This is a genomic window from Streptomyces sp. NPDC058751, assembly GCF_042746485.1.
Lineage (GTDB): Bacteria > Actinomycetota > Actinomycetes > Streptomycetales > Streptomycetaceae > Streptomyces.
The window spans coordinates 1-25,577 of the sequence record NZ_JBHYPZ010000011.1 but is presented as its reverse complement, the minus strand read 5'-3'; the positions used below and the strand labels follow the sequence as shown (position 1 = coordinate 25,577).

Annotated in this window: 23 protein-coding genes, 1 tRNA gene and 1 pseudogene; 11 read left to right on the top strand and 14 right to left on the bottom strand. The window is 72.4% G+C overall.

What is annotated here, in order from left to right:
- Positions 1 to 60: 60 nt before the first annotated feature.
- From ACFW6B_RS12885 to ACFW6B_RS12865, 5 genes are all read left to right on the top strand, one after another.
- The gene (locus ACFW6B_RS12885; protein WP_361682791.1) at positions 61 to 801 is read left to right on the top strand and encodes a response regulator transcription factor; all 741 of its coding nucleotides are present in this window, start codon (positions 61 to 63) and stop codon (positions 799 to 801) included.
- Positions 798 to 2,450, top strand: coding sequence for an ATP-binding protein (locus tag ACFW6B_RS12880; protein WP_386595072.1), 1,653 nt, complete (start codon positions 798 to 800; stop codon positions 2,448 to 2,450). The genes ACFW6B_RS12885 and ACFW6B_RS12880 overlap by 4 nt, the downstream gene beginning before the upstream one ends.
- Positions 2,451 to 2,464: 14 nt before the next feature.
- Positions 2,465 to 3,973 (top strand): glycosyltransferase, encoded by a 1,509-nt coding sequence (locus tag ACFW6B_RS12875; protein ID WP_386595069.1) that lies wholly within the window; start codon positions 2,465 to 2,467, stop codon positions 3,971 to 3,973.
- Complete coding sequence (locus tag ACFW6B_RS12870) at positions 3,970 to 6,303, top strand: ArnT family glycosyltransferase (RefSeq protein ID WP_386595067.1); 2,334 nt, start codon at positions 3,970 to 3,972, stop codon at positions 6,301 to 6,303. Before ACFW6B_RS12875 ends, ACFW6B_RS12870 begins: the two co-directional genes overlap by 4 nt.
- A gap of 189 nt (positions 6,304 to 6,492) precedes the next feature.
- Positions 6,493 to 7,134, top strand: a complete 642-nt coding sequence (locus tag ACFW6B_RS12865) for a TetR/AcrR family transcriptional regulator (RefSeq protein ID WP_386595065.1) — start codon at positions 6,493 to 6,495, stop codon at positions 7,132 to 7,134.
- Between the two features lie 276 nt (positions 7,135 to 7,410).
- On the opposite strand, the gene ACFW6B_RS12860 is transcribed toward ACFW6B_RS12865, so the two are convergent.
- Positions 7,411 to 7,881 (bottom strand): PPOX class F420-dependent oxidoreductase, encoded by a 471-nt coding sequence (locus ACFW6B_RS12860; protein ID WP_386595063.1) that lies wholly within the window; start codon positions 7,879 to 7,881, stop codon positions 7,411 to 7,413.
- A gap of 154 nt (positions 7,882 to 8,035) precedes the next feature.
- On the opposite strand from ACFW6B_RS12860, the gene ACFW6B_RS12855 reads away from it, so the two are divergent.
- Positions 8,036 to 8,764: an ANTAR domain-containing protein gene (locus ACFW6B_RS12855; protein ID WP_386595348.1), complete on the top strand. Its 729-nt coding sequence runs from the start codon at positions 8,036 to 8,038 to the stop codon at positions 8,762 to 8,764.
- 132 nt (positions 8,765 to 8,896) lie between these two features.
- Here ACFW6B_RS12855 and ACFW6B_RS12850 read toward each other — a convergent pair.
- Both ACFW6B_RS12850 and ACFW6B_RS12845 read right to left on the bottom strand, forming a co-directional pair.
- A pseudogene (locus ACFW6B_RS12850) lies at positions 8,897 to 10,555 on the bottom strand (MFS transporter); the annotation flags it as partial.
- A 21-nt stretch (positions 10,556 to 10,576) separates the two neighbouring features.
- A complete protein-coding gene (locus ACFW6B_RS12845) occupies positions 10,577 to 11,083 on the bottom strand; it encodes a MarR family winged helix-turn-helix transcriptional regulator (RefSeq protein ID WP_386595060.1) in 507 nt (168 codons plus the stop codon).
- Between the two features lie 294 nt (positions 11,084 to 11,377).
- Here ACFW6B_RS12845 and ACFW6B_RS12840 point away from each other — a divergent pair, with 294 nt between their 5' ends.
- Positions 11,378 to 11,575: a hypothetical protein gene (locus ACFW6B_RS12840; RefSeq protein ID WP_386595058.1), complete on the top strand. Its 198-nt coding sequence runs from the start codon at positions 11,378 to 11,380 to the stop codon at positions 11,573 to 11,575.
- Positions 11,576 to 11,780: 205 nt separating this feature from the next.
- Here ACFW6B_RS12840 and ACFW6B_RS12835 read toward each other — a convergent pair whose 3' ends face one another.
- The 9 genes from ACFW6B_RS12835 to ACFW6B_RS12795 all read right to left on the bottom strand — a co-directional run bounded on the left by ACFW6B_RS12835 (position 11,781) and on the right by ACFW6B_RS12795 (position 18,402).
- Complete coding sequence (locus ACFW6B_RS12835) at positions 11,781 to 12,584, bottom strand: hypothetical protein (protein WP_386595056.1); 804 nt, start codon at positions 12,582 to 12,584, stop codon at positions 11,781 to 11,783.
- A 103-nt stretch (positions 12,585 to 12,687) separates the two neighbouring features.
- Positions 12,688 to 13,584, bottom strand: a complete 897-nt coding sequence (locus tag ACFW6B_RS12830) for an RNA polymerase sigma factor SigF (protein WP_386595054.1) — start codon at positions 13,582 to 13,584, stop codon at positions 12,688 to 12,690.
- A gap of 244 nt (positions 13,585 to 13,828) precedes the next feature.
- Positions 13,829 to 14,824, bottom strand: a complete 996-nt coding sequence (locus ACFW6B_RS12825) for a SigB/SigF/SigG family RNA polymerase sigma factor (RefSeq protein WP_386595052.1) — start codon at positions 14,822 to 14,824, stop codon at positions 13,829 to 13,831.
- A 235-nt stretch (positions 14,825 to 15,059) separates the two neighbouring features.
- A complete protein-coding gene (locus tag ACFW6B_RS12820) occupies positions 15,060 to 15,353 on the bottom strand; it encodes a Dabb family protein (protein WP_386595050.1) in 294 nt (97 codons plus the stop codon).
- Between the two features lie 127 nt (positions 15,354 to 15,480).
- Positions 15,481 to 15,657 (bottom strand): hypothetical protein, encoded by a 177-nt coding sequence (locus ACFW6B_RS12815; protein ID WP_386595048.1) that lies wholly within the window; start codon positions 15,655 to 15,657, stop codon positions 15,481 to 15,483.
- A 496-nt stretch (positions 15,658 to 16,153) separates the two neighbouring features.
- A tRNA-Ser gene (locus ACFW6B_RS12810) sits at positions 16,154 to 16,238 on the bottom strand.
- A 57-nt stretch (positions 16,239 to 16,295) separates the two neighbouring features.
- On the bottom strand, positions 16,296 to 16,790 hold the full coding sequence (gene tadA / locus ACFW6B_RS12805; protein ID WP_386595046.1) for a tRNA adenosine(34) deaminase TadA: 495 nt from the start codon (positions 16,788 to 16,790) through the stop codon (positions 16,296 to 16,298).
- Between the two features lie 275 nt (positions 16,791 to 17,065).
- Positions 17,066 to 17,605, bottom strand: a complete 540-nt coding sequence (locus ACFW6B_RS12800) for a hypothetical protein (protein ID WP_386595346.1) — start codon at positions 17,603 to 17,605, stop codon at positions 17,066 to 17,068.
- A 614-nt stretch (positions 17,606 to 18,219) separates the two neighbouring features.
- Positions 18,220 to 18,402 carry a hypothetical protein gene (locus ACFW6B_RS12795; protein WP_355768499.1) on the bottom strand — a complete coding sequence of 61 codons (183 nt, stop codon included), beginning with the start codon at positions 18,400 to 18,402 and terminating at the stop codon, positions 18,220 to 18,222.
- 138 nt (positions 18,403 to 18,540) lie between these two features.
- On the opposite strand from ACFW6B_RS12795, the gene upp reads away from it, so the two are divergent.
- Entirely contained in the window at positions 18,541 to 19,176 is a 636-nt protein-coding gene (gene upp, locus ACFW6B_RS12790) for a uracil phosphoribosyltransferase (RefSeq protein WP_386595043.1), read from the top strand.
- Positions 19,177 to 19,423: 247 nt separating this feature from the next.
- Here upp and ACFW6B_RS12785 read toward each other — a convergent pair whose 3' ends face one another.
- Together ACFW6B_RS12785 and ACFW6B_RS12780 are read right to left on the bottom strand one after the other, a co-directional pair.
- Positions 19,424 to 20,077 carry a LytR C-terminal domain-containing protein gene (locus tag ACFW6B_RS12785; protein WP_386595041.1) on the bottom strand — a complete coding sequence of 218 codons (654 nt, stop codon included), beginning with the start codon at positions 20,075 to 20,077 and terminating at the stop codon, positions 19,424 to 19,426.
- 90 nt (positions 20,078 to 20,167) lie between these two features.
- Entirely contained in the window at positions 20,168 to 20,464 is a 297-nt protein-coding gene (locus tag ACFW6B_RS12780) for a type II toxin-antitoxin system VapB family antitoxin (protein ID WP_003999914.1), read from the bottom strand.
- Positions 20,465 to 20,770: 306 nt separating this feature from the next.
- On the opposite strand from ACFW6B_RS12780, the gene ACFW6B_RS12775 reads away from it, so the two are divergent.
- From ACFW6B_RS12775 to ACFW6B_RS12765, 3 genes are all read left to right on the top strand, one after another.
- Positions 20,771 to 22,831, top strand: a complete 2,061-nt coding sequence (locus ACFW6B_RS12775) for a penicillin acylase family protein (protein ID WP_386595039.1) — start codon at positions 20,771 to 20,773, stop codon at positions 22,829 to 22,831.
- Complete coding sequence (locus ACFW6B_RS12770; RefSeq protein ID WP_386595037.1) at positions 22,821 to 23,447, top strand: GNAT family N-acetyltransferase; 627 nt, start codon at positions 22,821 to 22,823, stop codon at positions 23,445 to 23,447. Before ACFW6B_RS12775 ends, ACFW6B_RS12770 begins: the two co-directional genes overlap by 11 nt.
- A 104-nt stretch (positions 23,448 to 23,551) precedes the next feature.
- Positions 23,552 to 25,546 (top strand): copper resistance protein CopC, encoded by a 1,995-nt coding sequence (locus tag ACFW6B_RS12765; RefSeq protein WP_386595034.1) that lies wholly within the window; start codon positions 23,552 to 23,554, stop codon positions 25,544 to 25,546.
- Positions 25,547 to 25,577 lie beyond the last annotated feature (31 nt).

Sequence of the window (25,577 nt, the reverse complement as noted above, 5' to 3'; positions counted from 1 at the left end):
TCAGGAAAATCACAGGTTGCCGAAAGGGTGCTCTCAGCGGCGCCCGCCAAGGTGTCCACCATGACCACGACCTCGCCCCAGGGGCGCACCGAACTGCTGAGGCCGGACGGGAGCCCCGTCCGGGTGCTTGTGGTGGACGACGAGCTGTCGATCACCGAGCTGCTGTCCATGGCCCTTCGCTACGAAGGCTGGCAGATCCGCAGCGCGGGTGACGGGACGGGCGCGGTGCAGACCGCGCGCGAGTTCCGGCCCGACGCCGTGGTGCTCGACATGATGCTGCCCGACATGGACGGCCTGACGGTGCTCGGCCGGCTCCGCCGGGAGCAGCCCGACGTCCCGGTGCTGTTCCTGACGGCCAAGGACGCGGTCGAGGACCGCATCGCCGGCCTCACCGCTGGTGGCGACGACTACGTCACCAAGCCGTTCAGCCTGGAGGAGGTCGTGGCCCGGCTGCGCGGTCTGATCCGGCGCTCCGGCGCGGCCGACCGGCGCTCCGAGTCCGTGCTCGTCGTCGGGGACCTCACCCTGGACGAGGACAGCCACGAGGTGTCGCGCGGCGGGGACAACATCCACCTCACCGCGACCGAGTTCGAGCTGCTGCGCTTCCTGATGCGCAACCCGCGCCGGGTGCTGAGCAAGGCGCAGATACTCGACCGCGTGTGGTCGTACGACTTCGGCGGCCAGGCCAACGTGGTTGAGCTCTACATCTCGTACCTGCGCCGGAAGATCGACGCCGGGCGCGAGCCGATGATCCACACCCGGCGCGGGGCCGGCTATCTGATCAAGCCCGCCACGTCATGAGCGGACGACGACGGCCGCGAGCGCAGAAGAGGCGGGCACGACAGCCGAGGACCCTGCGGACGCGGCTCGTCGTCGCGTCCGTGGCGCTGATCGCCGTCGTGTGCGCGGTGATCGGCACCGTGACCGCGCTCGCCCTGCACGACCATCTGTACCGTCAGCTCGACGACAAGGTGAAGGACGTCGCCATGCGCGCGGTCGGCGGCCTCATGGACGGCAAGCAGCCGCCGGGCGACCGGAGCACGGTCCCGGACACCGGTCCCGGCGCGGACGATGGGACGCCGGCGAGCGCCAAGGCCGCGAAGTTCGTCAAGCAGCCGCCGACGCAGCCCAAGACCATCGCCGCGTACGTGGAGGACGGCGAGATCGCCAGCGCCGCCGTCTCCGAACAGCGGAGCGACAGCAACGGTTTCTTCAAGGACATGAGCGCCCGCGACCTCGACGCGGCGCAGAAGGCGGCCGTCGCCTCCGTGGCTAAGGACCGCCGGGCGCACTCCGTGGACGTTCCGGGCCTCGGCGAGTACCGCGTCCAGTACGTCACGGGCCGGGACGGCGGTGGCGCGTACTACGTCGCCCTCCCGACCGCCGAGGTCAACAACACCGTCAACACCCTCGTCATCGTCGAGGCCAGCGTCACCGCCGCCGGTCTCGGCGCGGCCGTCATCGCCGGTTACGTCCTCGTCGGCCTCGCCACCCGCCCCCTGCGCAAGGTCGCCGCCACCGCCACCCGGGTCTCCGAACTCCCCCTGCACACCGGTGAGGTGAACCTCAGCGAGCGCGTCCCGGAGGCCGAGACCGACCAGCACACCGAGGTCGGCCAGGTCGGTGCCGCGCTCAACCGGATGCTCGACCACGTGCACGGCGCCCTGCACGCCCGCCAGCAGAGCGAGATGCGGGTACGGCAGTTCGTCGCCGACGCGAGCCATGAACTCAGGACCCCCCTCGCCTCCATCCGCGGGTACGCCGAGCTGACCCGGCGCGGACGCGAGCAGGTCGGTCCCGACACCCGGCACGCCCTGGGCCGCATCGAGTCCGAGGCGGGCCGTATGACGCTGCTCGTGGAGGACCTGCTGCTGCTCGCGCGCCTGGACGCCGGACGGCCCCTCCAGTTCGAGCAGACCGATCTCGTCCCGCTCGTGGTGGACACCATCAGCGACTCGCGCGCGGCGGGCATGGACCACAACTGGCGGCTCGACCTGCCCGAGGAACCGGCGCTGGTGTCGGCGGACGCGGCACGGATCCAACAGGTGCTGGTCAATCTGCTGGGCAACGCCCGCAAGCACACCCCGCCCGGTACGACGGTCACCGCGCGTGTCCAGCGGCGCGGGCCGTGGATGTGCGTCGACGTGGAGGACAACGGCCAGGGAATCCCGCCCGACCTGCTGCCGCACGTGTTCGAGCGGTTCGCCAGGGGCGACTCCGCGCGCTCCCGGGCCACCGGGTCCACCGGTCTGGGGCTCGCCATCGTGCAGGCCGTCGCGACCGCCCACGACGGCGCCGTGACCGTGGACAGCGTCCCGGGGCGGACCGTGTTCACGGTCCACCTGCCCGCGCCCGGCCCCGTCGCGCCGCGGCCGGACCCCGAGACGAACTGGCAATCGCACTCACAGGCACAGCACAGCGCCACCACATGGGTGCGACAGGGGGCTTGACGAGAGTCGTTCCCATGCGAACCGACTCTTCTCCCGGCGATCTGCCGGCGCGGGAGCACCTCCCGGCCGCGGACGCGGGTACGCCAGTCCTGGACGTCGTGATCCCCGTCTACAACGAGGAGAAGGACCTCCAGCCGTGCGTGCTCAGACTGCACGACCACCTCCGGCGCACGTTCCCGTACGCGTTCCGCATCACGGTGGCGGACAACGCGTCCACGGACAGCACCCCGCTGGTGGCGGCCGGGCTGGCGGCCCGGATCCCGGAGGTCCGGTCCTTCCGGCTGGAGCAGAAGGGCCGCGGCCGGGCGCTGCGGACCGTGTGGTCGCAGTCCGAGGCGCCGGTCCTCGCGTACATGGACGTGGACCTGTCCACCGACCTGAACGCGCTGCTGCCGCTGGTGGCCCCGCTGATCTCCGGCCACTCGGACCTCGCGATCGGCTCGCGGCTGTCCCGCTCCTCCCGCGTGGTGCGGGGGGCCAAGCGGGAGTTCATCAGCCGCGCCTACAACCTGATCCTGCGCGGCTCGCTCCAGGCCCGCTTCTCGGACGCGCAGTGCGGCTTCAAGGCGATCCGCCGTGATGTCGCCCAGGTGCTGCTGCCGCTCGTCGAGGACACCGGATGGTTCTTCGACACCGAGATGCTGGTGCTCGCCGAGCGGGCCGGGCTGCGCATCCACGAGGTGCCGGTCGACTGGGTCGACGACCCGGACTCGACCGTCCACATCGTGAGGACCGCGACCGACGACCTGAAGGGCGTGTGGCGGGTGGGACGCGCCCTGGCCACCGGCTCGCTCTCGCTCGACCGGCTCGCCCGCCCCTTCGGGGACGACCCGCGCGACCGCGAGCTGACCGGCGTACCCAAGGGCCTGGCCCGCCAGCTCGTCGGCTTCTGCGTCGTCGGCGGCCTGTCCACCCTCTTCTACCTGCTGCTCTACAGCGTCTTCCGCTCCTTCTCCGGGGCACAGGTCGCCAACGCGCTCGCGCTGCTCGTGTCGGCGGTCGCCAACACGGCGGCCAACCGGCGGCTCACCTTCGGCGTACGCGGCCGGGGCGGCGCCGTCCGGCACCAGGCGCAGGGCCTGGTCGTCTTCGGCATCGGGCTCACCCTGACCAGCGGATCGCTCGCCGCGCTCAATGCCGCGACGAGCGACCCCGCGCACTCCACCGAGCTGGCGGTGCTCATCGCCGCCAACCTCGCGGCGACCGTACTGCGCTTCCTGCTCTTCCGCGCCTGGGTCTTCCCCGACCGGCGGGGCGGGACGCCCGCACCGTCCCCCGTGGTGGCCTCGCACCAGCCGTCCCCGCCGTTCCCGCCGTTCCGTACGACGGGCGCACGGCAGGGCGACGCCGCCGGCCCGCCGCCGCAGTACCCGGGGGCGGCCTCCTTCTCCCACGACACCGGCTTCTCCCACGACACCGGCCGGTTCCGCGGCGACGAGGCCACGGACCGCTCCCGGCGGGATTCGACCATGCAGTTGCAGGCGGTGCGCCCGCACGATCACGATCCGAGGAACGCGCGATGACGACACGACCCGACACGACCGCCGACAGCGGCAGCGGTGCCGGTACGAGCATCGGGACGGACACCGGCACCGGCGGCGGTACCGTCGCCTCCGGTCACGCCTGGGGCCCGCCCTCCTCGGCACCGCCCCCGATCGCCCCCGGGGCCGGCGAGTCCCGGCGGCCCCTCCTCCGGCGGGTCTGGAGGGGCCGGCCCGAGGACCCGCGCTGGGCGCGCCCCGCCCTCCTCGGCCTGCTGCTCGCCACCGCGGTGCTGTACCTGTACGGCCTGAGCGCCTCCGGGTACGCCAACTCCTTCTACTCCGCGGCCGTGCAGGCCGGCAGCCAGAGCTGGAAGGCCCTCTTCTTCGGCTCGCTCGACTCGGCCAACGCCATCACCGTCGACAAGCCCCCGGCCTCGCTGTGGCCGATGGCCCTGTCGGTACGGATCTTCGGCCTCGGCTCCTGGGCGATCCTCGTCCCCGAGGTGCTGATGGGCGTGGCCACGGTCGGCGTCCTGTACGCGGCCGTACGCCGCCGCTTCAGCGCCGCGGCGGGTCTGATCGCCGGCGCGGTCCTCGCGCTCACCCCGGTCGCCGCGCTGATGTTCCGGTTCAACAACCCGGACGCGATGCTCGCGCTGCTCATGACCGTCACGGTCTACTGCGTGATCCGTGGCCTGGAGGACGGCCGTACGAAGTGGCTCCTGTGGGCGGGTGCCGCGGTCGGCCTCGCCTTCCTCACCAAGACACTCCAGGCGTTCCTGATCCTGCCGCCGCTGGCCGTGCTGTACGCGGTCTGCGCGCCGGTGCCGGTCCGCAGGCGGTTCGCGCAACTGGGCCTCTCGGCGGTCGCGATGACCGTCGCCGGCGGCTGGTGGGTCGCGATCGTCGAACTGTGGCCCGCGTCCTCGCGCCCGTACATCGGCGGTTCGCAGAACAACTCCTTCCTGGAGCTGACCTTCGGCTACAACGGGCTCGGCCGTATCAATGGCGACGAGACCGGCAGCGTCGGAGGCGGTGGCGGCGGCGGTGGCACCGGGATGTGGGGCGAGACCGGCTGGGACCGCATGTTCAACACCGAGGTCGGCGGCCAGATCTCCTGGCTGCTCCCGGCGGCCCTGATCCTGCTGGTGGGCGGCCTGGTCCTGACCCGGAAGGCGAAGCGGACCGACCTGGCCCGTGCCTCGTTCCTCGCCTGGGGCGGCGCGCTGCTGATGACCATGCTGGTCTTCAGCTACATGGCCGGCATCTTCCACCAGTACTACACGGTGGCCCTGGCCCCCTACATCGCCGCCGTGGTCGGCACGGGCGCGACGGCGCTGTGGGAGGAGCGGGGCAGGGCGTGGGCGGCGCTCACCCTCGCCGGCTCGGTCACCGCGACCGCGGCCTGGGGATACGTCCTGCTCAACCGCACCTCCGACTACCTGCCGTGGCTCAAGTGGCTGGTCCTCGTCGGTGGTCTGACCGCCGCGCTCGGCCTGGTCTTCGTGGCCCGGCTGGGCAGGCGGCTCGCCCTCGCGGCAGCCGGGCTGGGCTTCGTGGCGGCGGCCGCGGGCCCGACGGCGTACACGCTCTCCACCGTGGACACCGGGCACACCGGGTCCATCGTGACGGCGGGTCCGGCCGGTGCGGGCATGGGCGGCCGGGGTGGTTTCCCCGGCGGCGGCGGTGGCACGCGGGGCGGTTTCCCCGGCGGCCAGAACCAGCAGAACGGCAACGGCGGCATGCCGAACGGGCAGCAGGGCGTGCCCGGCGGCGGCACGGGCCAGCCCCCGACGGGCGGCACCGGCGGCTTCCCCGGCGGCGGCCAGAACCAGCAGGGCGACGGCAACGGCGGGTTCCCCGGTCAGCAGGGCAACGGCAACGGTCAGGGGCAGGGCCAGGGGCAGAACCAGCAGGGCGGCATTCCCGGCGGCGGTACGGGCGAGGGCGGTATGCCCGGCGGTGGCGGCGGGGCCGGAGGACTGCTGAACGGCGCGAGCGTCGGCTCCGAGGCGAAGGCGCTGCTGTCGAAGAACGCGGGGGACTACACCTGGGCGGCCGCCGCGATCGGCTCCCAGAACTCCGCGAGCTACCAACTGGCCACCGGCAAGCCGGTCATGGCGATCGGCGGCTTCAACGGCACCGACCCGTCCCCGACCCTGGCCCAGTTCAAGAAGTACGTGAAGGACGGCAGGATCCACTACTTCATCTCGGGCGGTGGCATGGGCGGCGGCATGGGCGGTGGCGGAAACTCCGGCGGCGCCTCCACCTCCTCGCAGATCAGCTCGTGGGTCACGGCCAACTTCAAGAAGGTGACGGTGGGTTCGGCCACCTTCTACGACCTGACCCGGCCGACCGGCGACAGCTGACCGGTACCGGGGTGAACGGGCGGTGGCCCGGAGCGTGTCCGCTCCGGGCCACCGCCCGTTCCGGGTCGCTCCCGTGGCTGTTTCGGGCCTCGGGCCGGCCGGGGCCGCGAGGGGCCCGCTTAGCATCGTCGGGGAGGGTGACCGGGGAGTCCGGCCCGGTCCATGGGCGAGTTCCGAGGAAGGTGCGCCATGGCGGGGGCAGCGGACGGGGCGAAGCGGCCGGGGCGGACCAGTGTCTGGCTGGAGGGCGGTGCCCCCCGCGGCCGGGCCGCCCGGGGCGGTGGCCGGCCGTCCGGGCTCGACCGGGAACGGATCACCGCGGCCACGGTGCGGTTGCTGGACGCGGACGGGATCGCGGGGTTCTCCATGCGCCGGCTGGCGGCCGAGCTGAACGTCACCGCGATGTCCGTGTACTGGTACGTCGACACCAAGGACGAGCTGCTGGAGCTCGCGCTCGACGCCGTGCTCGGTGAACTGGAGCTGCCGGAGGCCGAGTCGGAGGACGACTGGCGGGATCGGCTTCGGGGGCTGGCGACCGGGTACCGGGCGCTGCTGGTGCGCCACCCGTGGGTGTCGGGGCTGATCGGGAACTTCCTGAACATCGGGCCGCGGGCGGTGGCGTTCTCGGTGTGCGTGCGGCGGGTGATCAGGGACACCGGGATGCCGGCGTACGGGTGGACGGGGGCGATGTCCGCCGTGCTCCAGTTCGTGTACGGGTCGCACTTCGCCGGGGTGGCGGGGCTCGGGGAGGAGACGCGGGAGCGGGACTTCGGGTTCGCGCTGGAGCTGTTGATCGCGGGCATCGAGGCGATGGTGCCGAGGCCCGGCTGATGCCGGTGGGTGGGTCGGGGCCGTGCCGGTACATCCGCCCGTCGCCGTTGGACGGAGATGTGGGCGTCGGTGGCGACGGGCATGTGATGTACCGGCACGGCCCCTCACGCCGGATCCCGGCCGCGGGTGTGCGGTGGCTCGGGCCCAGTCCCTCACCGGCGTGGTTTTCAGCCCCTCCGGCGTTTGAGGAGCGGGGAGCCGGGGGCGGCGCCCCCGGGTACGGGAAGGGTAGGGGCGGAGGGGGCGAAAAAACGTGGTGGCCCGTCGGCGGGCCGGCTAGTCCTGCGGGGCCAGGTGGGCCGGGAAGCCGCCCGTCGCCACGGGGCCCCAGCGGGTCGGGGTGATGCGGATGAGGGACTTGGCCTGCTTGCGCATCGCCGCGCGGTACTCCTCCCAGTCGGGATGCTCACCGGCGATGTTCCGGTAGTACTCGACGAGCGGCTCCACGGAGTCCGGTGAGTCGATCACCTCGGCGGTGCCGTCGACCTGGACCCAGGGCCCGTTCCACTCGTCGCTCAGGACGACCAGGCTCACCCGTTCGTCCCGCCTGGCGTTGCGCGTCTTGGCACGCTCGGGGTACGTCGAGACGACGATGCGGCCCGAGTCGTCGACACCACAGGTCAGCGGGGAGCCCTGGGGACCGCCGTCGGCACGGCGGGTGAGCAGGACGGCCCGGTGGCGGGGGCGTACGAAGTCCAGCAACTCGTCGAGGGAGACAGAGGTGTTCGTCGCGATTTTGGGTGCCATGCGGTCAGCGTAGGGCGAGTGCCCCGCCGCCGCCCGCGGGCCGGGCCGGTGGGCGGCGCCCGAGATCGGCGAAGCGGCTAAAGTGCTCTTCGTCCTGTGCTCGCAGTCAGGAATGTGCTGCGGAGCTCTCCTGCGCATGGCCGTTTGGCCCTGCATGCCGAAGAGGTTCGTGGTGGCTGCGTTCGAGTTTTCCGAATTGTCCCGTTCCGATACGGGTTTCGAGCTGGCGGAAGGCCTGACGGCGGCCGCTCAGCAGTTGCACGAGACATCGAGCCCCCGTGCCACCCTGCGCACCGCCGTCCGGCTGGCCGTGCGCATCCTGCCCGGCGTCGAGTACGCCGGGATCTCCGTCATCGAGCCCAAGGCCCACCGGCAGACGCTGGCCTGGACGGACGAGGTCGTCCGTTCCGCCGACGCCCTGAACGCGGGCCGTGAGCACCACCCGTACTGGAACCGGCTGTGGACGGCGCCGGTGGCCCGGATCGAGGACAGCGCCGCGGCGGACGGGGACGGGGACCGCGCGCTCTCGGACCTCGGGCTGCGGTCGGTGCTGTCGCTGCGGCTGCGTGCCGACCGGCGGCGGCTGACCGTCCTGACGGCGTACGCGCGGGAGCCCCGCGCCTTCGACGAGTCGGCCACCCGGATGGGGCGGCTGTTCACCGCGCACGTGGGCATCGCGCTGGACTCGGCGACCCTGCGCGAGCAGCTCACCGAGGCGATGCGCACCCGGGACCTGATCGGCCAGGCCACCGGCATCCTGATGGAGCGGCTCGACATCGACGCCTCCGAGGCGTTCGACAGCCTCGTGCGCACCTCCCAGCGGGAGAACGTGAAGCTCCGTGACCTGGCCCGGCGGGTCGTCGACGCCAGTGAGGGCGAGTGAGCCGGTCCCGTGACCGATGAAGACCGGCCCGTGGGGGGCGCGCCGCCGTTCAGAGCGCGCGCATCCCCACGGGCCGGTGTCCGTGACCGCGGCTGTCCGCTCCACGGCCGTCTGCGGTCAGCGTGTTCCGGAGGCGCCTTCGGTCGCCGGGGCCCCGGCGGTTTCGGTGACGTCCGCCGCGGCGGCCGGTGCTCCGGGCCTCTCCGCGGCGGCCTGGGCCATCGCGCCGGACGTCCGCAGCGGGACCTCCTTGATGAACAGCACGATGAACAGGGCGATCAGCGCCATACCGGAGGCGATCAGGAAGACGTCCGCGATGCCGTGGCCGTACGCGCTCTCCATGACGGTGCGCAGCGGTGCGGGCAGCTTGTCCATGTCCGGGATGGAGCTGGAGTCCGAACCGGACGCGAGGGCCGCGTACTTCGGGCCGAGGTCGGTCAGCCCGTCCTTCACGTGGTCGGTGATGCGGTTGACCATGACCGCGCCGAGCGCGGAGACGCCGATCGCACCGCCGAGGGACCGGAAGAACGTCACCGTGGAGCTCGCCGCGCCCAGGTCCGAGGGCGCCACCTGGTTCTGCGTGGAGAGCACCAGGTTCTGCATCATCATGCCGATGCCGAGGCCCAGCAGCGCCATGAAGACCGCGACGTGCCAGTAGGCCGTGTCGTGGCGGATGGTGCCGAGCAGGCCGAGGCCCGCGGTGACCAGGACGCCGCCGGAGACGAGCCAGTACTTCCACCGGCCGGTCTTGGTGATGATCTGGCCGGAGACCGTGGAGGAGACGAACAGGCCGCCGATCATCGGGATCGTCAGGACGCCCGACATCGTCGGGGACTTGTCCCGGGCGAGCTGGAAGTACTGGCTGAAGAACACGGTGCCGGCGAACATCGCGACGCCCACGAACAGCGAGGCGAGGGAGGAGAGGGCGATGGTGCGGTTGCGGAACAGCCGCAGCGGGATGATCGGTTCGCTCGCCCTGGACTCGACCAGCACGAACAGCGCACCGAGGACGATCGAGCCGCCGACCATCGTGTACGTCTGCCACGAGATCCAGTCGTACTTGTCACCCGCGAAGGTGACCCAGAGCAGCAGCAGCGAGACCGCGGCGGAGATGAGGAACGCGCCGCCCCAGTCGACCTTCACGTCCCGCTTCACGACGGGCAGGTGCAGGGTCTTCTGCAGCACGATCAGCGCGATGACCGCGAACGGCACACCGACGTAGAAGCACCAGCGCCAGCCGAGCCAGCTCGTGTCGGTGATCACGCCGCCGAGCAGCGGACCGCCCACGGTCGCGACGGCGAACGTCGCGCCCAGGTAGCCGGAGTAGCGGCCGCGCTCACGCGGGGAGATCATCGCGGCCATCACGATCTGCGCCAGGGCGGACAGACCGCCGACGCCGATGCCCTGCACGACGCGGCAGGCGATCAGCGTGCCGGGGTTCTGGGACAGACCGGCGGCGGCCGACCCCAGTACGTAGATGATCAGCGCTATCTGGACGAGCGCCTTCTTGCTGTAGAGGTCGGACAGCTTGCCCCACAGGGGCGTGGTCGCGGTCATGGCCAGCAGCGAAGCCGTGACGACCCAGGTGTAGGCGGACTGGCCGCCGCCCAGGTCGCCGATGATCTCGGGGAGCGCGTTGGTGACGATCGTCGACGACAGGATCGCGACGAACATGCCGAGCAGCAGCCCGGAGAGGGCCTCCATGATCTGCCGGTGCGTCATCGGAGCGCCGTCGGCGTCTCCGTGCTTGGCCTGAGAGCCCCGCACACCGGCTGGTGTGGTCGTTGCCATGGGCTTCCTTTTCTTACGTGTTCACGCGGGTGTACGGGTGGTCTGTTCTGACACGTCTGTCGCGTACGGGGGCGGGGGCGCGGGCGTCCGCCGCGGTGAGCGGCAGTCGCCGAAGCTCTCGCGCAGCCGGCCCATCAGCTCGATGAGCAGTCCGACCTCGTCGTCGGACCAGTGGCTCAGCCGCTCGGAGAGCAGGCGTGACGTACGCAGGGACAGCTCGTCGAGGCGGGCGTGCCCGGCCGCGGTGAGGCGCAGGATGCGCGAGCGCTTGTCCGCGGGGTCGGGGCACCGTTCGATCCAGCCGCGGTCGGCGACGTGCGCGACATGGCGGCTGGTCACCGACATGTCCACGGAGAGCAGCTCGGCGAGCCGGCTCATCCGCATCTCGCCGTACCGGCCGAGCAGGGTGAGCACGGCTGCGGATCCCGCGGGGCAGTCGGGCGGCAGGATCCGTCCCATCCCCCGTTTCACGGCGCCGATGGCGCTGAGCTGACGGGCCAGTTCCTCGTACTGCGCCTGCTCGGCCATCGCACCCCCTTATTCGTTGCTTAGGGCAACCATAAAGAAGTTGGTTGCCGCAGGCAAACTAATTCGACGCTTCAGGGCTAAAAAGTTGGCAAAGGCACGTGTTGGCGGACGGGAACGCGCAGGTGGGAAGGGGGACGAGGACGGGCGGGGGTGGACGGGGGCGGCCGCCGAGGTGCGGCGGCGGAGTGGAGCGGCGTGCGTGCTGGTCGCGGGCGGTGTGCGGACGCGTCACGATCGGCCTGAAGGGGAACCCGGCACTTGGGCAGCCCGCGCGCATTCGCTAGGGTCCGGCCTATGGCAAACACCCAGGGCCCCGAGGGCAACTACGACCCCGCGGGCAGCACTCAGATGTTCCGTGCGTTCGTCGACGAGGCCCCCCAGGGCCGGCAGCAGCAGGCGGCCGCTCCCGCGGGTCCCCGCGTGGGTCTGATCGTCGGCGTCGTCCTCGCCGTCGCGGTCCTCGCCGGGGTGGCCTGGCTCGCCTTCATGTGATCCGACGGGACCGCGCGTACCGACGGGGCCGCGCGTACCGGCGGGACCGCGTGAATCGGCAGGATCGCGTGAATCGGCGAGGCCGGTGAGTTCCGTGCGCGACCTGCAAGTTCCGGTTACGGCCGGGGGGTTCCGGGCGGAACCGGTGGCTCCCCGGTGGGCCCGGTGGACGGGCTGAGTGGAGCGACCCCGCCGGGCCGCGCCCTTACTTCCACTCGACGGACACGTCCTGGGTCTCGACGTGCATGCCCAGCGGCACCCGCCAGGCGTCGACGCACACCGTCCAGGTCCCGCTCTTCCTCGCGCCGGGGGCGATCGGCGCCGGAAGGGCCTCGGCGGACCGGATCGTCGCCCAGTCGGTCCCGAGCGCCCCGATGATGTGCGTCCCGAAGGTCACCGTCCCCGAACGGACCGCCGTACCACCGGTGTTGCTGAACGAGACGGTCACCTTCTCGCACCAGCGCAGACCTGTGGCCGCGCGCGAGGGATCGCTCACGGCGAGTACGGCGGGCCCGGCGCTCGCCGTCGGAGCGGGCGCGGGCGGTGCCGACGAACTCCCCGAACTCCCGCCCGGGCGCCCGGAGTCGCCGCCGGAAGCCGAACCGGAGGGTGAGGAAGTCCCGGCGCCGGTGCCCGAGCCTCCCGTGCCGGCCTGCCCCGCCCCGGTGCCCGCCCCGTCCGAGGCCGGGCCTCCCGTACCGGCGGAACCGTCCGCCGAACCGTCCGAGCCGCCCGCGCCACCCGTGCCGTCGGACGGGACCACGCCCGGACCGGTGGCCGGCGATGCCTTCCCGGGCCCGGAACCCGCCTCGTCCCCGGGGGTGCCGGAGCCGTCGGCGGCCGAGCCGTCCAGGGGCACCAGCGACACCTCGCCCGAAGGCGCCACCACCGCCCCCGACGCCCCTGGGGAGCCGTCCGCGGCCCCGACGGCGGCGTAGCCGCCGCCCCCGCCGCTCCCGCAGGCGGCCAACGCCCCGCCCAGACACAGAACGGCCGCCGAGGCACTCACCAGGACACCTCGGCGACCGTTCGTCGACCCGTGACGCATCGGCTCGTGACGCATCGCGCCAGTGTGGCTGACGATCCGTCAATTATGAACCCCGCGTGGAAGGTCAGTCGGAGATGAGGCCCTCGCGGAGCTGGGCCAGCGTGCGCGTGAGCAGACGGGAGACGTGCATCTGCGAGATGCCGACCTCCTCGCCGATCTGCGACTGGGTCATGTTCGCGAAGAAGCGCAGCATGATGATGCGGCGCTCGCGGGGCGGCAGTTTGGCGAGCAGCGGCTTGAGCGACTCGCGGTACTCCACGCCCTCCAGCGCGGTGTCCTCGTAGCCGAGACGGTCCGCGAGGGAGCCCTCGCCCCCGTCGTCCTCGGGGGCGGGCGAGTCGAGCGACGACGCCGTGTACGCGTTGCCGACGGCGAGCCCGTCGACCACGTCCTCCTCGGACACCCCGAGTGCGGCGGCGAGCTCGGCCACCGTCGGGGACCGGTCGAGCTTCTGCGAGAGCTCGTCGCTGGCCTTGGTGAGGGCGAGCCGCAGCTCCTGGAGGCGGCGCGGGACGCGGACCGACCAGGAGGTGTCGCGGAAGAACCGCTTGATCTCGCCGACGACGGTCGGCATGGCGAAGGTCGGGAACTCGACGCCGCGCTCGCAGTCGAAGCGGTCGATCGCCTTGATCAGGCCGATGGTGCCGACCTGGACGATGTCCTCCATCGGCTCGTTGCGGGAGCGGAAGCGGGCCGCCGCGTACCGGACGAGCGGGAGGTTGAGTTCGATGAGGGTGTCCCGGACGTAGCCGCGCTCAGGGCTGTTCTCGCCGAGTGCCGCGAGGCGCAGGAAGAGGGAGCGGGACAGGGTCCGGGTGTCGATGGCGCCCGAGGACTCGGGGACCGGAGCGGCTTCCGGGGCCTCGGCGGCAGGGACATCGTGAAGCGCGGCGTGCGCCTCGGGCACTGCGTCGCTCTTCGTGAGCGTGAGCACCTTCGAGCTGCCCTGATCTGCGGACATGCCACCCCCTTTGGGTCGCGGACGGTCGCGGCAGTCGCTCCCGTCGGAGGAACGCAGCCTCCACCTGAATACCGGCGGCGAGGCCGCGGCAAACGCGCTCCCGGAAGAATGTCACATGTCGGCAACACGCTGTAGAGACTTGTCGACATGTAGAGGCTGAATCGCCCCTGGAAAAACGGGGTCTGATGGTGATTCAGCGCTGAACAGGCGTAAAAAACGACCTTGAGCGATTAGCTCTTTCCGGTTACGCCTCGATCCTGTTTGCGGACCGAAGACGTGCGAAGCTGCGGGCGAGGAGCCTTGACACGTGCATCTGGGAGACTCCCAGCTCGATGCTGATCTGTGACTGGGTGAGGTTGCTGTAGTAGCGCAGGAGCAGGATCCGCTGCTCGCGTTCGGGCAGTTGTACGAGCAAATGCCGTACGAGGTCGCGGTGTTCGACCCCGTCGAGCGCGGGGTCCTCGTATCCGAGCCGGTCGAGCAGCCCCGGCAGGCCGTCGCCCTCCTGGGCCGCTTCGAGGGAGGTCGCGTGGTACGACCGTCCGGCCTCGATGCAGGAGAGCACCTCCTCCTCGGTGATGCGCAGCCGCTCGGCGATCTCCGCCGTGCTGGGCGAGCGCCCGAACGCGGTGGTCAGGTCCTCGGTCGCGCTGTTCACCTGCACCCACAGCTCGTGCAGCCGGCGCGGCACGTGGACGGTGCGAACGTTGTCACGGAAGTACCGCTTGATCTCGCCGACGACGGTCGGCATGGCGAAGGTCGGGAACTGCACGCCCCGGTCCGGGTCGAAGCGGTCGATGGCGTTGATCAGGCCGATGGTGCCGACCTGGACCACGTCCTCCATCGGCTCGTTGCGGGAGCGGAAGCGGGCCGCCGCGTACCGGACGAGCGGCAGGTTGGCCTCGATCAGGGCGCCGCGGACCCGGTTGTGTTCGGGGGTGCCGGGGTCCAGCACCTTGAGCTCGCCGAAGAGCACCTGGGTGAGGGCCCGGGTGTCGGCCCCGCGGCGCCGCTCCTGCGGGGCCTCCTGGACCGGTGCGGCGCCGGACGCGGTGCCCGGCGCGGAGGAGGCGGCGGAGGGGGCGGCGGTGGCCGTGGGGCCCTGGGGGCCGGGAGCGGCGTTCGGTGCCGGAGTCTGCGCCGTGCTCCGCGCCGGGGGTGACGGCGGGGCGGAGGCGAGGGCTGTCGCCCGGTCCTCGGCCGGGGCTTCCTCCTGGGGCGGCGCAGTCCTGGCCGACACGGTCAACGCCACCTCTTCGTTCGTCAACGATCCGTCGACGTATCCGTCAACTCATCCGTCAAAAGCGGTCATAGCATCACAAGACATGTGCACTGTGTGCAAGCACCGCATAACGCCGTGTTGGGGTGAGTTGTGGGTGAGTCGGGTGAGTTGCGGGCGAGTTGGGGTTCAAGACGATGAAAACCCATGACCGGTTGCGGTCAAGGAGTCGGCACGGGTGTGCGAACAAAAAGAGTCAGAACGGGTAGTCGGCGATCACCCAAGTGGCGAATTCCCGCCAGAGTGCGACACCGGCCACATGGGCCGGGTGCTCCAGGTAACGCTTGAGGGCGTCGGCGTCCTCGACGGCGGAGTTGATCGCGAAGTCGTACGCGATGGGCCGGTCGCTGATGTTCCACTCGCACTCCCAGAACCGCAGCTCGGGGATCAGACCGCCGAGCGCCCGGAAGGCGGCGACGCCCTCGACGACGCGGGGGTCGTCGCGCAGGACGCCGTCGTCGAGCTTGAACAGGACCAGATGGCGGATCACTGGCACTCCAGGGTGGTGGGGTGGTTCTTCGCTCGGCCGCGCCCGCTCGGGGACGCGCCGGACTCCGTCATACCTGCTCGGCGCCGGGTGCGCGGGAAATCGGCCGCGTCGGCGTCGGTGCCCGGCGTCAGTTCGCTCCGTCGGCGATCCAGGTCATGAAGTCGCCTATCGCCCCAGCGGCGTTCGATATGCCCTCGAACGCTATCTGGACGTAGTCGGCGGCCTTGGCCGGATCCGTGATGATCACGTAGAGCACGAAGACCACGAGCACGTAGATGGCGATCTTCTTCGAATTCACCGCCACCGCGGCCTCCCCTGTGACTGCTGCGCCCGTCGGCCCCCTGCTGCCGGCGGTGAGTGTAACTTCACGCCGCCTTTAAGGACCAACGGCCCGCTGGTAGAGGTCCTTTGCGGGCCCCGTGCGGCGCTCTCGCGGTCCAGGATGGAAGGGAGCCCCAGCGGGAACCGACAGGAGTCCGAGGGGGCCCGGACGGACCCCACTGCGGGGTCCTCGTCGCCCGATACTCCCCCAAGACGGCGGCGAGGGCTTGCGGGTCCTTCCGTGGGGGAAGCGGGCGCCCCCGATTGCGCCCCTTCCCCCCTCCTCTGTGGGAGCGGAGAACCCTTTCGGGTAAGGGGAAGCCCCGGTGGCTGAGCGGCGCCGGGGCTTCTCCGCGTCCCGCGCCCCCCGAGCCCCGCACCCGCCCCTCACGGTCCCGCGCCCCGCAGTCCCGGGTCCCGCACGGCCCCGCCCCCGGAACGCGCGAAGGGCCCCGTCTTTCGACGAGGCCCTTCGGAAGCGGTAGCGGAGGGATTTGAACCCTCGGTGACTTGCGCCACACTCGCTTTCGAGGCGAGCTCCTTCGGCCGCTCGGACACGCTACCGAGGGAGACCCTACCCCAAGGTGGGCCGTGGTCTGAAATCCGTTCCCGCGGTCGGCGTCAGCGCTCTCGGAAGAAGTCGGTGAGGAGCGTGGCGCACTCCTCGGCGAGAACGCCCTCGACGACCTCGGGCCGGTGGTTGAGACGCCGGTCGCGGACCACGTCCCAGACGGAGCCGGTCGCGCCCGCCTTCTCGTCGCGGGCGCCGTACACCACCCGTTCGACACGGGACTGGACGAGCGCGCCCGCGCACATCGTGCAGGGCTCCAGGGTGACGACGAGCGTGCACCCGGACAGCCGCCACTCGCCGAGTGCGGCGGCGGCCCGGCGCAGCGCGAGGACCTCGGCGTGCGCCGTCGGGTCTCCGGTGGCCTCGCGTTCGTTGTGCCCGGCCGCCAGCACGGTCGTACCGTCCGGGGACAGCACGACGGCGCCCACGGGAACGTCTCCGCCCCGGACGGCGAGCCGTGCCTCGTCCAGCGCGAGCCGCATCGGGGCCCGCCACCGGTCACGTACGGGATCGGGCGGCGGGGGTGCCTGACGCGGGGTGCTCATCCGGGGAACCTAGCGGAATCCCGCCGGCTCCGGCGGAAGGGTCCTGCCGGCGCGGTCTCCCACCGGCCTCCGCCGGTCCCCGCTGTCCCCTGCCGACCTCTGTCGGCCCCACCGGCCCCCGCCGGTCGCCACCGTCCCGCCGCTCCCCCGTCCCGGAGACGGTGAGTGGCGGACGGCAGGCCAAGACCCGGCCCGCTGGATCGGGCCGGTCCGGTTCGTCGGTATGGGGGCAGGGTCGCGGGCGAGAGGGCCGGGCCCACCGTTTCCGGAGCGTCCTAGCGGACCGTCTCCAGGACCTCTGCCGCTCCCAGGGCCTCGGCGATCGTGCCGAGCGCGTCGCCTTCGTCCAGGGCCAGCAGTTCCTTCTCGCTCACTCCGAGGTCCGCGAGGATGTAGCGGTCCCCGACGGGGCTGTGCGACACGGCGTCGCCGGACGCGCTCCCCTGGTCCTCGTCGTCGTCCTCGGAGGCGCCCGGTTCACCGTCCTCCGTGCCGTCCAGATCCAGGGAGTCCAGGTCGGCGTCGTCGCCGCCCGGCTCCCGTCCTAGCAGTTCGTCCGTGAGCAGGATCTCGCCGTACGAACTGCGGGCGGCCGAGGCGGCGTCCGAGACGTAGATACGAGGATCCTCCTCGCCGTCGACGCGGACGACGCCGAACCACGCGTCCTCCTGCTCGATGAGCACGAGCACCGTGTCCTCGTCCGAGACTTCACGGGCCAGATCGGTCAGATCCGACAGGGTTTCCACATCGTCGAGCTCTGTGTCGCTCGCTTCCCACCCGTCTTCGGTGCGCGCGAGCAGTGCGGCGAAGTACACCGTGACTCTCCCACTGGTCATAGGTGTGCCGGTTGGGGTTCCCCCCGGCGGAGGCTGTGGGCGAGGAGTGCTGCTGCTCCGAGCCCCGCCCACTCGGAATCGTGGCAGAAAGACAGCGTTCAGGGGACGTCTTCGGCCTGCTGTGTCCGCCTCTTTTGATCGCTAACAGCGGATCGTACGCGGCTGCCCGCGCCGCGTGACACCTCCCCGCCCGGCACGTCCGCCACACGGCCCCCCGTGGCGCGGGCGCGGCCCGCTCCCACGGAGGCCGGGCGGCCCGATCCGTCCCGGGGCGCGACGACCGTCGTACGGGCGCGTTCCCTTGCCCCGGCGGGTGTGCCGCCGACGGAGGGGGCGGTGTTCCCGCAGACGGGGCCGCCGCGGTTCCGGGGTGGCGTCCCGCCGATTCCCCCGTGGGCGTGTCGGCTCCGGTTCCGGCGGTGGCGGCGCGGTTCCGGTTCCGCCGACGGGCGTGCCGGCCTCCCGCACGGCCCTTCCGGTCCGCTCCACGGCCGTTCCGGACGGTCCCGCGGACACGGCGCCGCCCGGGCGGGCACCCGGGGCCGTCCGGCGGGTGCGGCGCACGGGCCGGGAAGCACGGGCCGACGGGACGGCTACCAGCGGAACGTGCGCATGCGCATCGCGTGGCGCAGCCGGGCGGTTTTGGCGCGGCGGGGCTGGACCCGGTCGCGCAGCTCGCGCGCCTCGGCGAGGTCCCGCAGGAACTGGGCCCGCCGCCTCCTGCGCTCGGCGTCGCTCTCCAGCCGTTCGGACGACTCCTCTTGCTGGTTCCGCATAGGCACACCACCCCAGGTCCGTCCCTCCCACCTTCCCCCCGACGGATGGTTTGATGCCAGCGGACGGGTGATGCCGGGCGGGATGCCTTGCCGGGCGCGTCAGTGGCGGGTTCCGTCGGCCCCGCTACTGTTGTGGACATGCGTCTTCACGTCGTCGACCACCCCCTGGTCGCCCATAAGCTCACCACTCTGCGCGACCAGCGCACCGACTCCGCGACCTTCCGGCGGCTGGCCGACGAACTGGTCACCCTGCTCGCCTACGAGGCCACCCGCGACGTGCGCACCGAGCAGGTCGACATCGTGACGCCGGTCTCCCCGACCACGGGTGTCAAGCTCTCCCACCCGCGCCCGCTCGTCGTGCCGATCCTGCGCGCGGGCCTCGGCATGCTCGACGGGATGGTCCGGCTGCTGCCGACCGCCGAGGTGGGCTTCCTGGGCATGGTGCGCGACGAGGAGACGCTGGAGGCGTCCACGTACGCCACCCGGATGCCGGACGACCTCTCCGGCCGTCAGGTGTACGTCCTCGACCCGATGCTGGCCACCGGCGGCACGCTCGTCGCCGCGATCCAGGAGCTGATCAAGCGCGGCGCCGACGACGTCACCGCCGTGGTCCTCCTCGCCGCCCCGGAGGGCGTCGAGGTCATGGAGCGCGAACTGGCGGGCGCCCCGGTCACCGTGGTCACGGCCTCGGTCGACGAGCGCCTGAACGAGCACGGCTACATCGTGCCGGGTCTCGGCGACGCGGGCGACCGGATGTACGGGGCCGCCGAGTAACTCCGAGGCGCTCGCGGACCGCCCCGGGCCGACGGCTACCGCCCGCCCGGGGGCACGCGCGAGCACGAAGCCGGCCGCCCCGCCCGGGAGCACGCGCGACGGCGGAACCGGTCGCTTCCCCACGAGTACGAGTACGAGCACGGTTCCGGAGCCGGTCGCTCCCGTACGGACACGGCTCCGGAGCCAGCGGCTCGCACGCGAGCGCGGCTCCGGAGCCGGTGGTGCTTCTCCGGGGGCGGCCCCGGGGTCAGCAGTGCTTCTTCGAGGCGGGCGCCGGCTTGGGCTGGGTCAGCACGGTCAGCGCCTTGTCGGCGTCCTCCTTCTTCGCCAGTTCCTTGAAGCCGGTGCCGATGATCAGGTCGACCGTGGTGGCCTGGGCGCGGCCGTCGGTCTTCAGCTGGGCACCGGAGAGCTGGGTGTTGAGGACGGGCAGCGCGGCCTGGCCGGCGGTCCTGGCGCCGAGCAGTATCCCGGCGCCCGCGACCTTCTTGTCGTACGCCGCGGCCGCGTTCCCGACGTCACCGATCTTGAAGCCGCGCTTCTTCAGCTCGTCCGCCGTCTGCTTGGCGAGCCCGCTGCGGGGCGTCGCGTTGAAGACGTTCACGGTGATCTGGCCGGGCTTCGGCAGGGTGGCCGCGACGGCGGCGGCCGCGGCGGCCCTCGCCTCCGGCGTGACCTTCGAGGCGCAGTCCGCCTTGGTGCTCGCGGCCGTGGCCTTGCCGCCGCCCGTGTAGATGTCGATGAGCTGCAGGGATCCCCACCCGATCAGCCCGAGAACGGTGACGGAGGTGATGCTCACGAAGACGAATTTGCGCCGCCCACGAGGCCGGCGCATCCGCGGGTACTTGTCCCCCGTGATCCGATACTGGCCACCCATGCCAGGGGGAGTAAGCATGCTCATGGGCGCAGCGTAGTGCGCCGGGGCGCTAATGCCTACTAGATGATCAATGCCCGGTGTTCAGTTCAACCCATTGGGGTCAAGCCGTGGCCATTAGTCCAGTTCAAGAACGCGCGCGTGCAGCACCTGACGCTGCTGGAGCGCGGCCCGGACGGCACGGTGGAGGCCGTCCTCCAGGTACAGGTCGCCCTGCCATTTGACGACGTGGGCGAAGAGGTCGCCGTAGAACGTGGAGTCCTCGGCGAGGAGGGTCTCCAGGTCGAGCTGGCCCTTCGTCGTCACGAGCTGATCGAGGCGGACCGGGCGTGGCGCGACGTCCGCCCACTGCCGGGTGCTTTCCCGGCCGTGGTCGGGGTACGGCCGGCCGTTTCCGATGCGCTTGAAGATCACACGGAAAGCCTACCGGTCAAGACCTTCCGGGCGCAGCCATGGCGGCGGAGTGCGGCGCTGGAAAAGATGTCGTAAATCCTTGCAAACCGGGAACAGGTGTCTGATACGGGTGGCGGCGTCGCGCGGGCGGCTGCCGTCAGGGTCGCTCCCGAGCGGGTCACGGGCGCCTTCGCGCCCTCCTTCCCCGGCTTCCTCGCGACCGCGGGTCGCGGGGGTTCACCGGGCTTCACCGGGTCTTCGTTCCCGGCGTACGATCCCCGAAGGTTAAATTAGGTTAGCCTAACCTGACACGACTGGGGATGAACCGTGACCTCCGAGATCTACCGTGACACCTGGGGCATCCCGCACCTGCGCGCCGACAGCGCCCTGGAACTCGCCCGCGCCCAGGGCCGGGTCACCGCCCGGGACCGCGCCTGGCAGCTCGAGGTCGAGAGGCACCGCTCCCAGGGCACCTCGGCCGCCTTCCTCGGCGCGGAGTCCGTCGGCTGGGACCGGTTCGCCCGGCAGGCCCGGCTCGACGACACCGCGCGACGCTGCTTCGCCTCCCTGGAGGAACGCGACCCCGAGACCGCCGAGTGGATCGTCGCGTACGTCGACGGAGTCAACGCCGGACTGGCCGAAGGGGCCGCGCGGGCACCCGAGTTCGCGGAGAGCGGCCTCGCCCCGGGGCGCTGGGAGCCCTGGAGCCCGCTGGGAGTGTGGCTCGGTACCCACATCCTGTTCGCCGGGTTCCCCGCCAAGCTGTGGCGCGAGGAGGTCGCCCGGCGGCTCGGTGCCGAGGCGGTCGGCCTGTTCGCCATGGACGGGCCGGGCACGGCCGGGAGCAACGGATGGCTGGTGAGCGGCGAACGCACCGTCACCGGGCAGGCCGTGATCGCCGGCGACCCGCACCGCTTCATCGAGGACCCCGGCGTCTACCAGCAGATACGCCTGTCCTGCCCGGAGTTCGACGTCGTCGGCCTCGCCGTCCCCGGAGTCCCGGGCATCGCCCACTTCGCCCACACCGGAACCGTCGCCTGGGCGATCACCAACGCGATGGCCGACTACCAGGACCTCTACCGCGAGCGGCTGCGCGACACCGGCACTGGGACCGTCGAGGCCCTCGACCCCGACGGCGTGTGGCGGACCGCGGCACGGCACACGGAGCGGGTGGAGGTGGCCGGCGGCGAGAGCGTCGAGGTCGAGGTGATCGAGACGGCGCGCGGCCCCGTGGTGATCGGGGGCACCGGCGCCGAGGAGGCCGTCAGCCTGCGCTACCCGCCCCGCGTGACGGCGGACCTCGGGTTCGGCGCGCTCCTGCCGCTGCTGCGGGCCCGCCGGGTCGCCGACGTGGACCGGGCCTTCGACGCCTGGGCGGAGCCCGTGAACGTCGTGCAGGCCGCCGACACCGAGGGCGGGCTGCTCCACCGCGTCGCGGGCCGGGTCCCGGTGCGCCACCCGGCCAACCGCGTCCGGGTGGTGCCCGCGTGGGAGGCCGGCCACGAGTGGACCGGCTGGCACGAGACGCCGTACGGCCCGGTCGAGGACGGGCTCGCCGTGATGGCGAACCAGCGCGGCCCCGCGGCCCCGCTCGGCGTCGAGTTCGCGCCGCCGCACCGCGCCGACCGCATCCGTCAACTGCTGGAGAAGGGCGGGACGTTGTCGGCGGCGGACATGCCGGCCATCCACATGGACACGCACCTCGCCTCCGCCGCGGCCGTCCTGGACCCGCTGGCCGCGCTGGACCTCTCCGGGGAGGCGGCCGGCCTCCGGGACCGGCTCCTGCGCTGGGACCGGAACATGGACGCCGACAGCACCACGGCCGCGCTGTACGCGCAGGTGCGCGACGCGGTCGTACGACGGCTCGTGGCGCACCCGGCGCTCGCCGTCCTCGCCGACCCGCCCGCCTACCCGGCCGTCCTCATGCCCTGGCTCGCGCTCACCCCGCGCGTCGCCTTCGCCCTGGAGAACCTGCTGACGGCGGGGGAGCGGTACGGCATCGACCGCGACGCCGTGATCCGGGCGGCGGTCGAGGAGGTGGCCGCCGCGCCCGTCTCCCGCACCTGGGGCGACACCCACCGCCTCGCCCCCTGGCGGGCGCTCACCGGCACCGCGTACGAGGAACCGGCCCTGTCCGGCGACAACGACTGCGTCCTGTCCACCTCCTCGCTGCCCGGACTGACCGACCTGAGCGCCCGCGGCCCCGCGGCCCGCTACGTCTGGGACCTCGCCGACCGGGACGACAGCCGCTGGGTGGTCCCGTTCGGAGCCGACGGCGTTCCCGGCGCGGTCCACCACCGCGACCAGCTCCCCCTGTGGCTCGGGGGAGACCTGGTCCCGGTCACCACCGACTGGAACACGCTGACCAAGGAGAGCGATGACGACTGAGACGTACGCCGGCGCCCGCGAGGCCGTCCACGAGCAGCGGATCGACGGATTCGGCACGGTCCGCGTGCTGCCCGTGGACCCGCACGCCGATCTCGACGTGCTGCACGGCTGGGTCACCGAGGAGCGGGCCGCCTACTGGGGGATGACCGGGTTCACCAGGCAGCAGGTGCTGGAGACCTATCTGCACCTCGACTCGCTCGACACCCACCACGCCTTCCTCACCGTCAAGGACGGCGTACCGGCCGCGCTCTTCCAGACCTACGAGCCCGAGGCCGACCGGGTCTCCGAGTGCTACGAGGTCCAGCCGGGCGACATCGGCGTCCACCTGCTCATCGGGCCCCCCGCCCCCGGCGCCGGCGCGCGGCCGGGCTGGTCGTCCACGCTGCTGTCGGCGTTCCTGTCGTACGCGCTCACCGGCCTCGACCGGCAGCGGGCCGTGGTCGAGCCCGACGCCCGCAACGCCAAGGCCGTCGACCGGCTGACCCGGCAGGGTTTCGTCCCCGCGGGAGACATCGTGCTCCCCGAGATCGACCTGCCCGAGGTCCATCTGCCCGAGAAGCGCGCCCGGCTCGCCTTCCTGACGCGCGAGGCGTTCGAGAAGGGCTCGCCCTCCTGACGCGCGGGGCGTCCGGGAGGGGTACGACGGCGCCGGGGTGAGCCGGACGCGGCCCGTTTCCGTACATGACCGAGACTCTGGACATGCGGATACGGAGACGGCGTGTGAACGGAAACCGGTGGCGAGAGCGACGGTTCGGCACCAGGGCCCTGGCCCTGCTGGGCGGTGTCCTGGTCCTGGTGCTCTTCGGCGGCGTGAGCGGCGCGTCCGCGCACGCCGCGCTGAAGGGCACCGATCCGCAGGAGGGCAGCGTCCTGAAGTCGGCGCCCCGCCGGGTGACGCTGACGTTCAGCGAGTCGATCGGCCTGTTCGAGGACTCCTTCCGCGTGCTCGACCCGGAGAACCGGCGCGTCCGCACCGGCGAACCGGAGCACGCGGACGGCCGCTCCGACACCGCCGTCGCCACCCTGCCGCGCGGCCTCCGCGACGGCACGTACACGGTGGCCTGGCGGGTCGTCTCGGCGGACAGCCACCCCGTCTCCGGCGCCTTCACGTTCTCCGTCGGCAAACCCTCCACGACCCGCGCGCCGCTGCCGCCCACCGCCGGGGACCCCGTCACCTCGGCCCTCCACGACATCGCCCGCCACGCCGCGTACAGCGGACTCGCCCTGCTCATCGGGGCGGTCACCTTCGTGCTCGGCTGCGGCTTCACGGGGTCCGTACGGCGTCTCCTGGTGACCGGCTGGTGGATCCTGCTCGGCTCCACGCTCGCGCTGCTCCTGCTGCGCGGCCCCTACGAGCGGGGCACCGGCGTGTCGGCGGTCCTCGACCCGGAGGGCCTCGGCGACACCCTGGCCGGCCGTCCGGGAACGGTGCTGGTGGCGCGGCTGGCGCTGCTCGCCGCGGTCGCCCTCGTCCCCTCGCGGGTGCTGGCACGGGGCCGGGACGCAGGGCGTGGCGTCCTCGTGCTCGGCGCGCTGTTCTCCCTGGCCCTGGCGGTCACCTGGGCCGCCGCGGAGCACGCCTCCGCCGGGATCCAGGTCCCCGCGGCGATGGCCTCCTCCGTGCTGCACCTGCTCGCCATGGCGGTGTGGCTCGGCGGTCTGGCCGCCCTGCTGACCGCCCTCCACCGTCCCGCCGAACCGGTCCCCCCGGCCGTCGTCACCCGCTTCTCCCGGCTCGCCCTCACCTCGGTCGCCGTCCTCGTGGTCACCGGCGTCTACCAGTCCTGGCGCGGCCTCGGCTCCTGGGACGCCCTGACCTCGACCCCGTACGGCAGGCTCCTGGTCCTGAAGACCGTCCTGGTGGCGCTGCTCCTGGCGGCGGCCGCGGTCTCGCGGCGCTGGACGGTCCGGCCGGCGACGGCGCGGACACCCGCCACCGTTCCGGTCGGGCGTGTCGCGGTCGCGGTGGCGGCGGGGGCGCCGACGCGACCGGGCACGGTTTCCGGGGACGTGCGCGAGGAGCGGGCGGACGAGGAGGACACGGACGACCGGGAGACCGTGGACGGCCGGAAGGCCGCTGCGGGCGACGGGGCGACGGCGCAGGGGCCGACGGCGGACGGACGGACCGGGGACGAGCCCGCGGGAGACGGGCCCACCGGGGACGGACGGGCGGCGGACCGGGGGCCGGAGGGCGACGGGACGACGGACGGGCCCGGGAAGGGCGAGACCGAGTACCACCAGGGCCTGCGCCGCTCGGTGCTCGCCGAGGTCACCATCGGCATCCTGGTGCTGGTGATCACGACGATGCTGACCGGCACCCAGCCGGGCCGCGCCGCCACGGAGAGCGCCGACGCGGTGGCGGCCGTGCGCAGGGTGACCTCGAAGACGACCGTGGTGCCCTTCGACGTCGGCACGCCGGGCGGACACGGCAAGGCCCAGATCGAGCTGACGCCCGGCCAGGTCGGGGAGAACTCCGTGCAGGCCGTGGTCTTCGGCCCCGACGGCGGCCTCACGACCGTCCCCGAGGTGCGCCTCACCTTCACCCTGGAATCGCAGAAGATCGGCCCGATCGACGCCGAGATCACCGACAAGGGCGGCTACTGGACCTCCGGCGGCCTCGTCCTTCCCGCCCCCGGCACCTGGACGATGAGGGTCACGGTCCGCACCAGCGACATCGACGCGATCACGGTCTCGCGGAAAGTGAAGATCGACTGAGCCCGGCGGGCGCGGGCCCCGGCCACGAAGG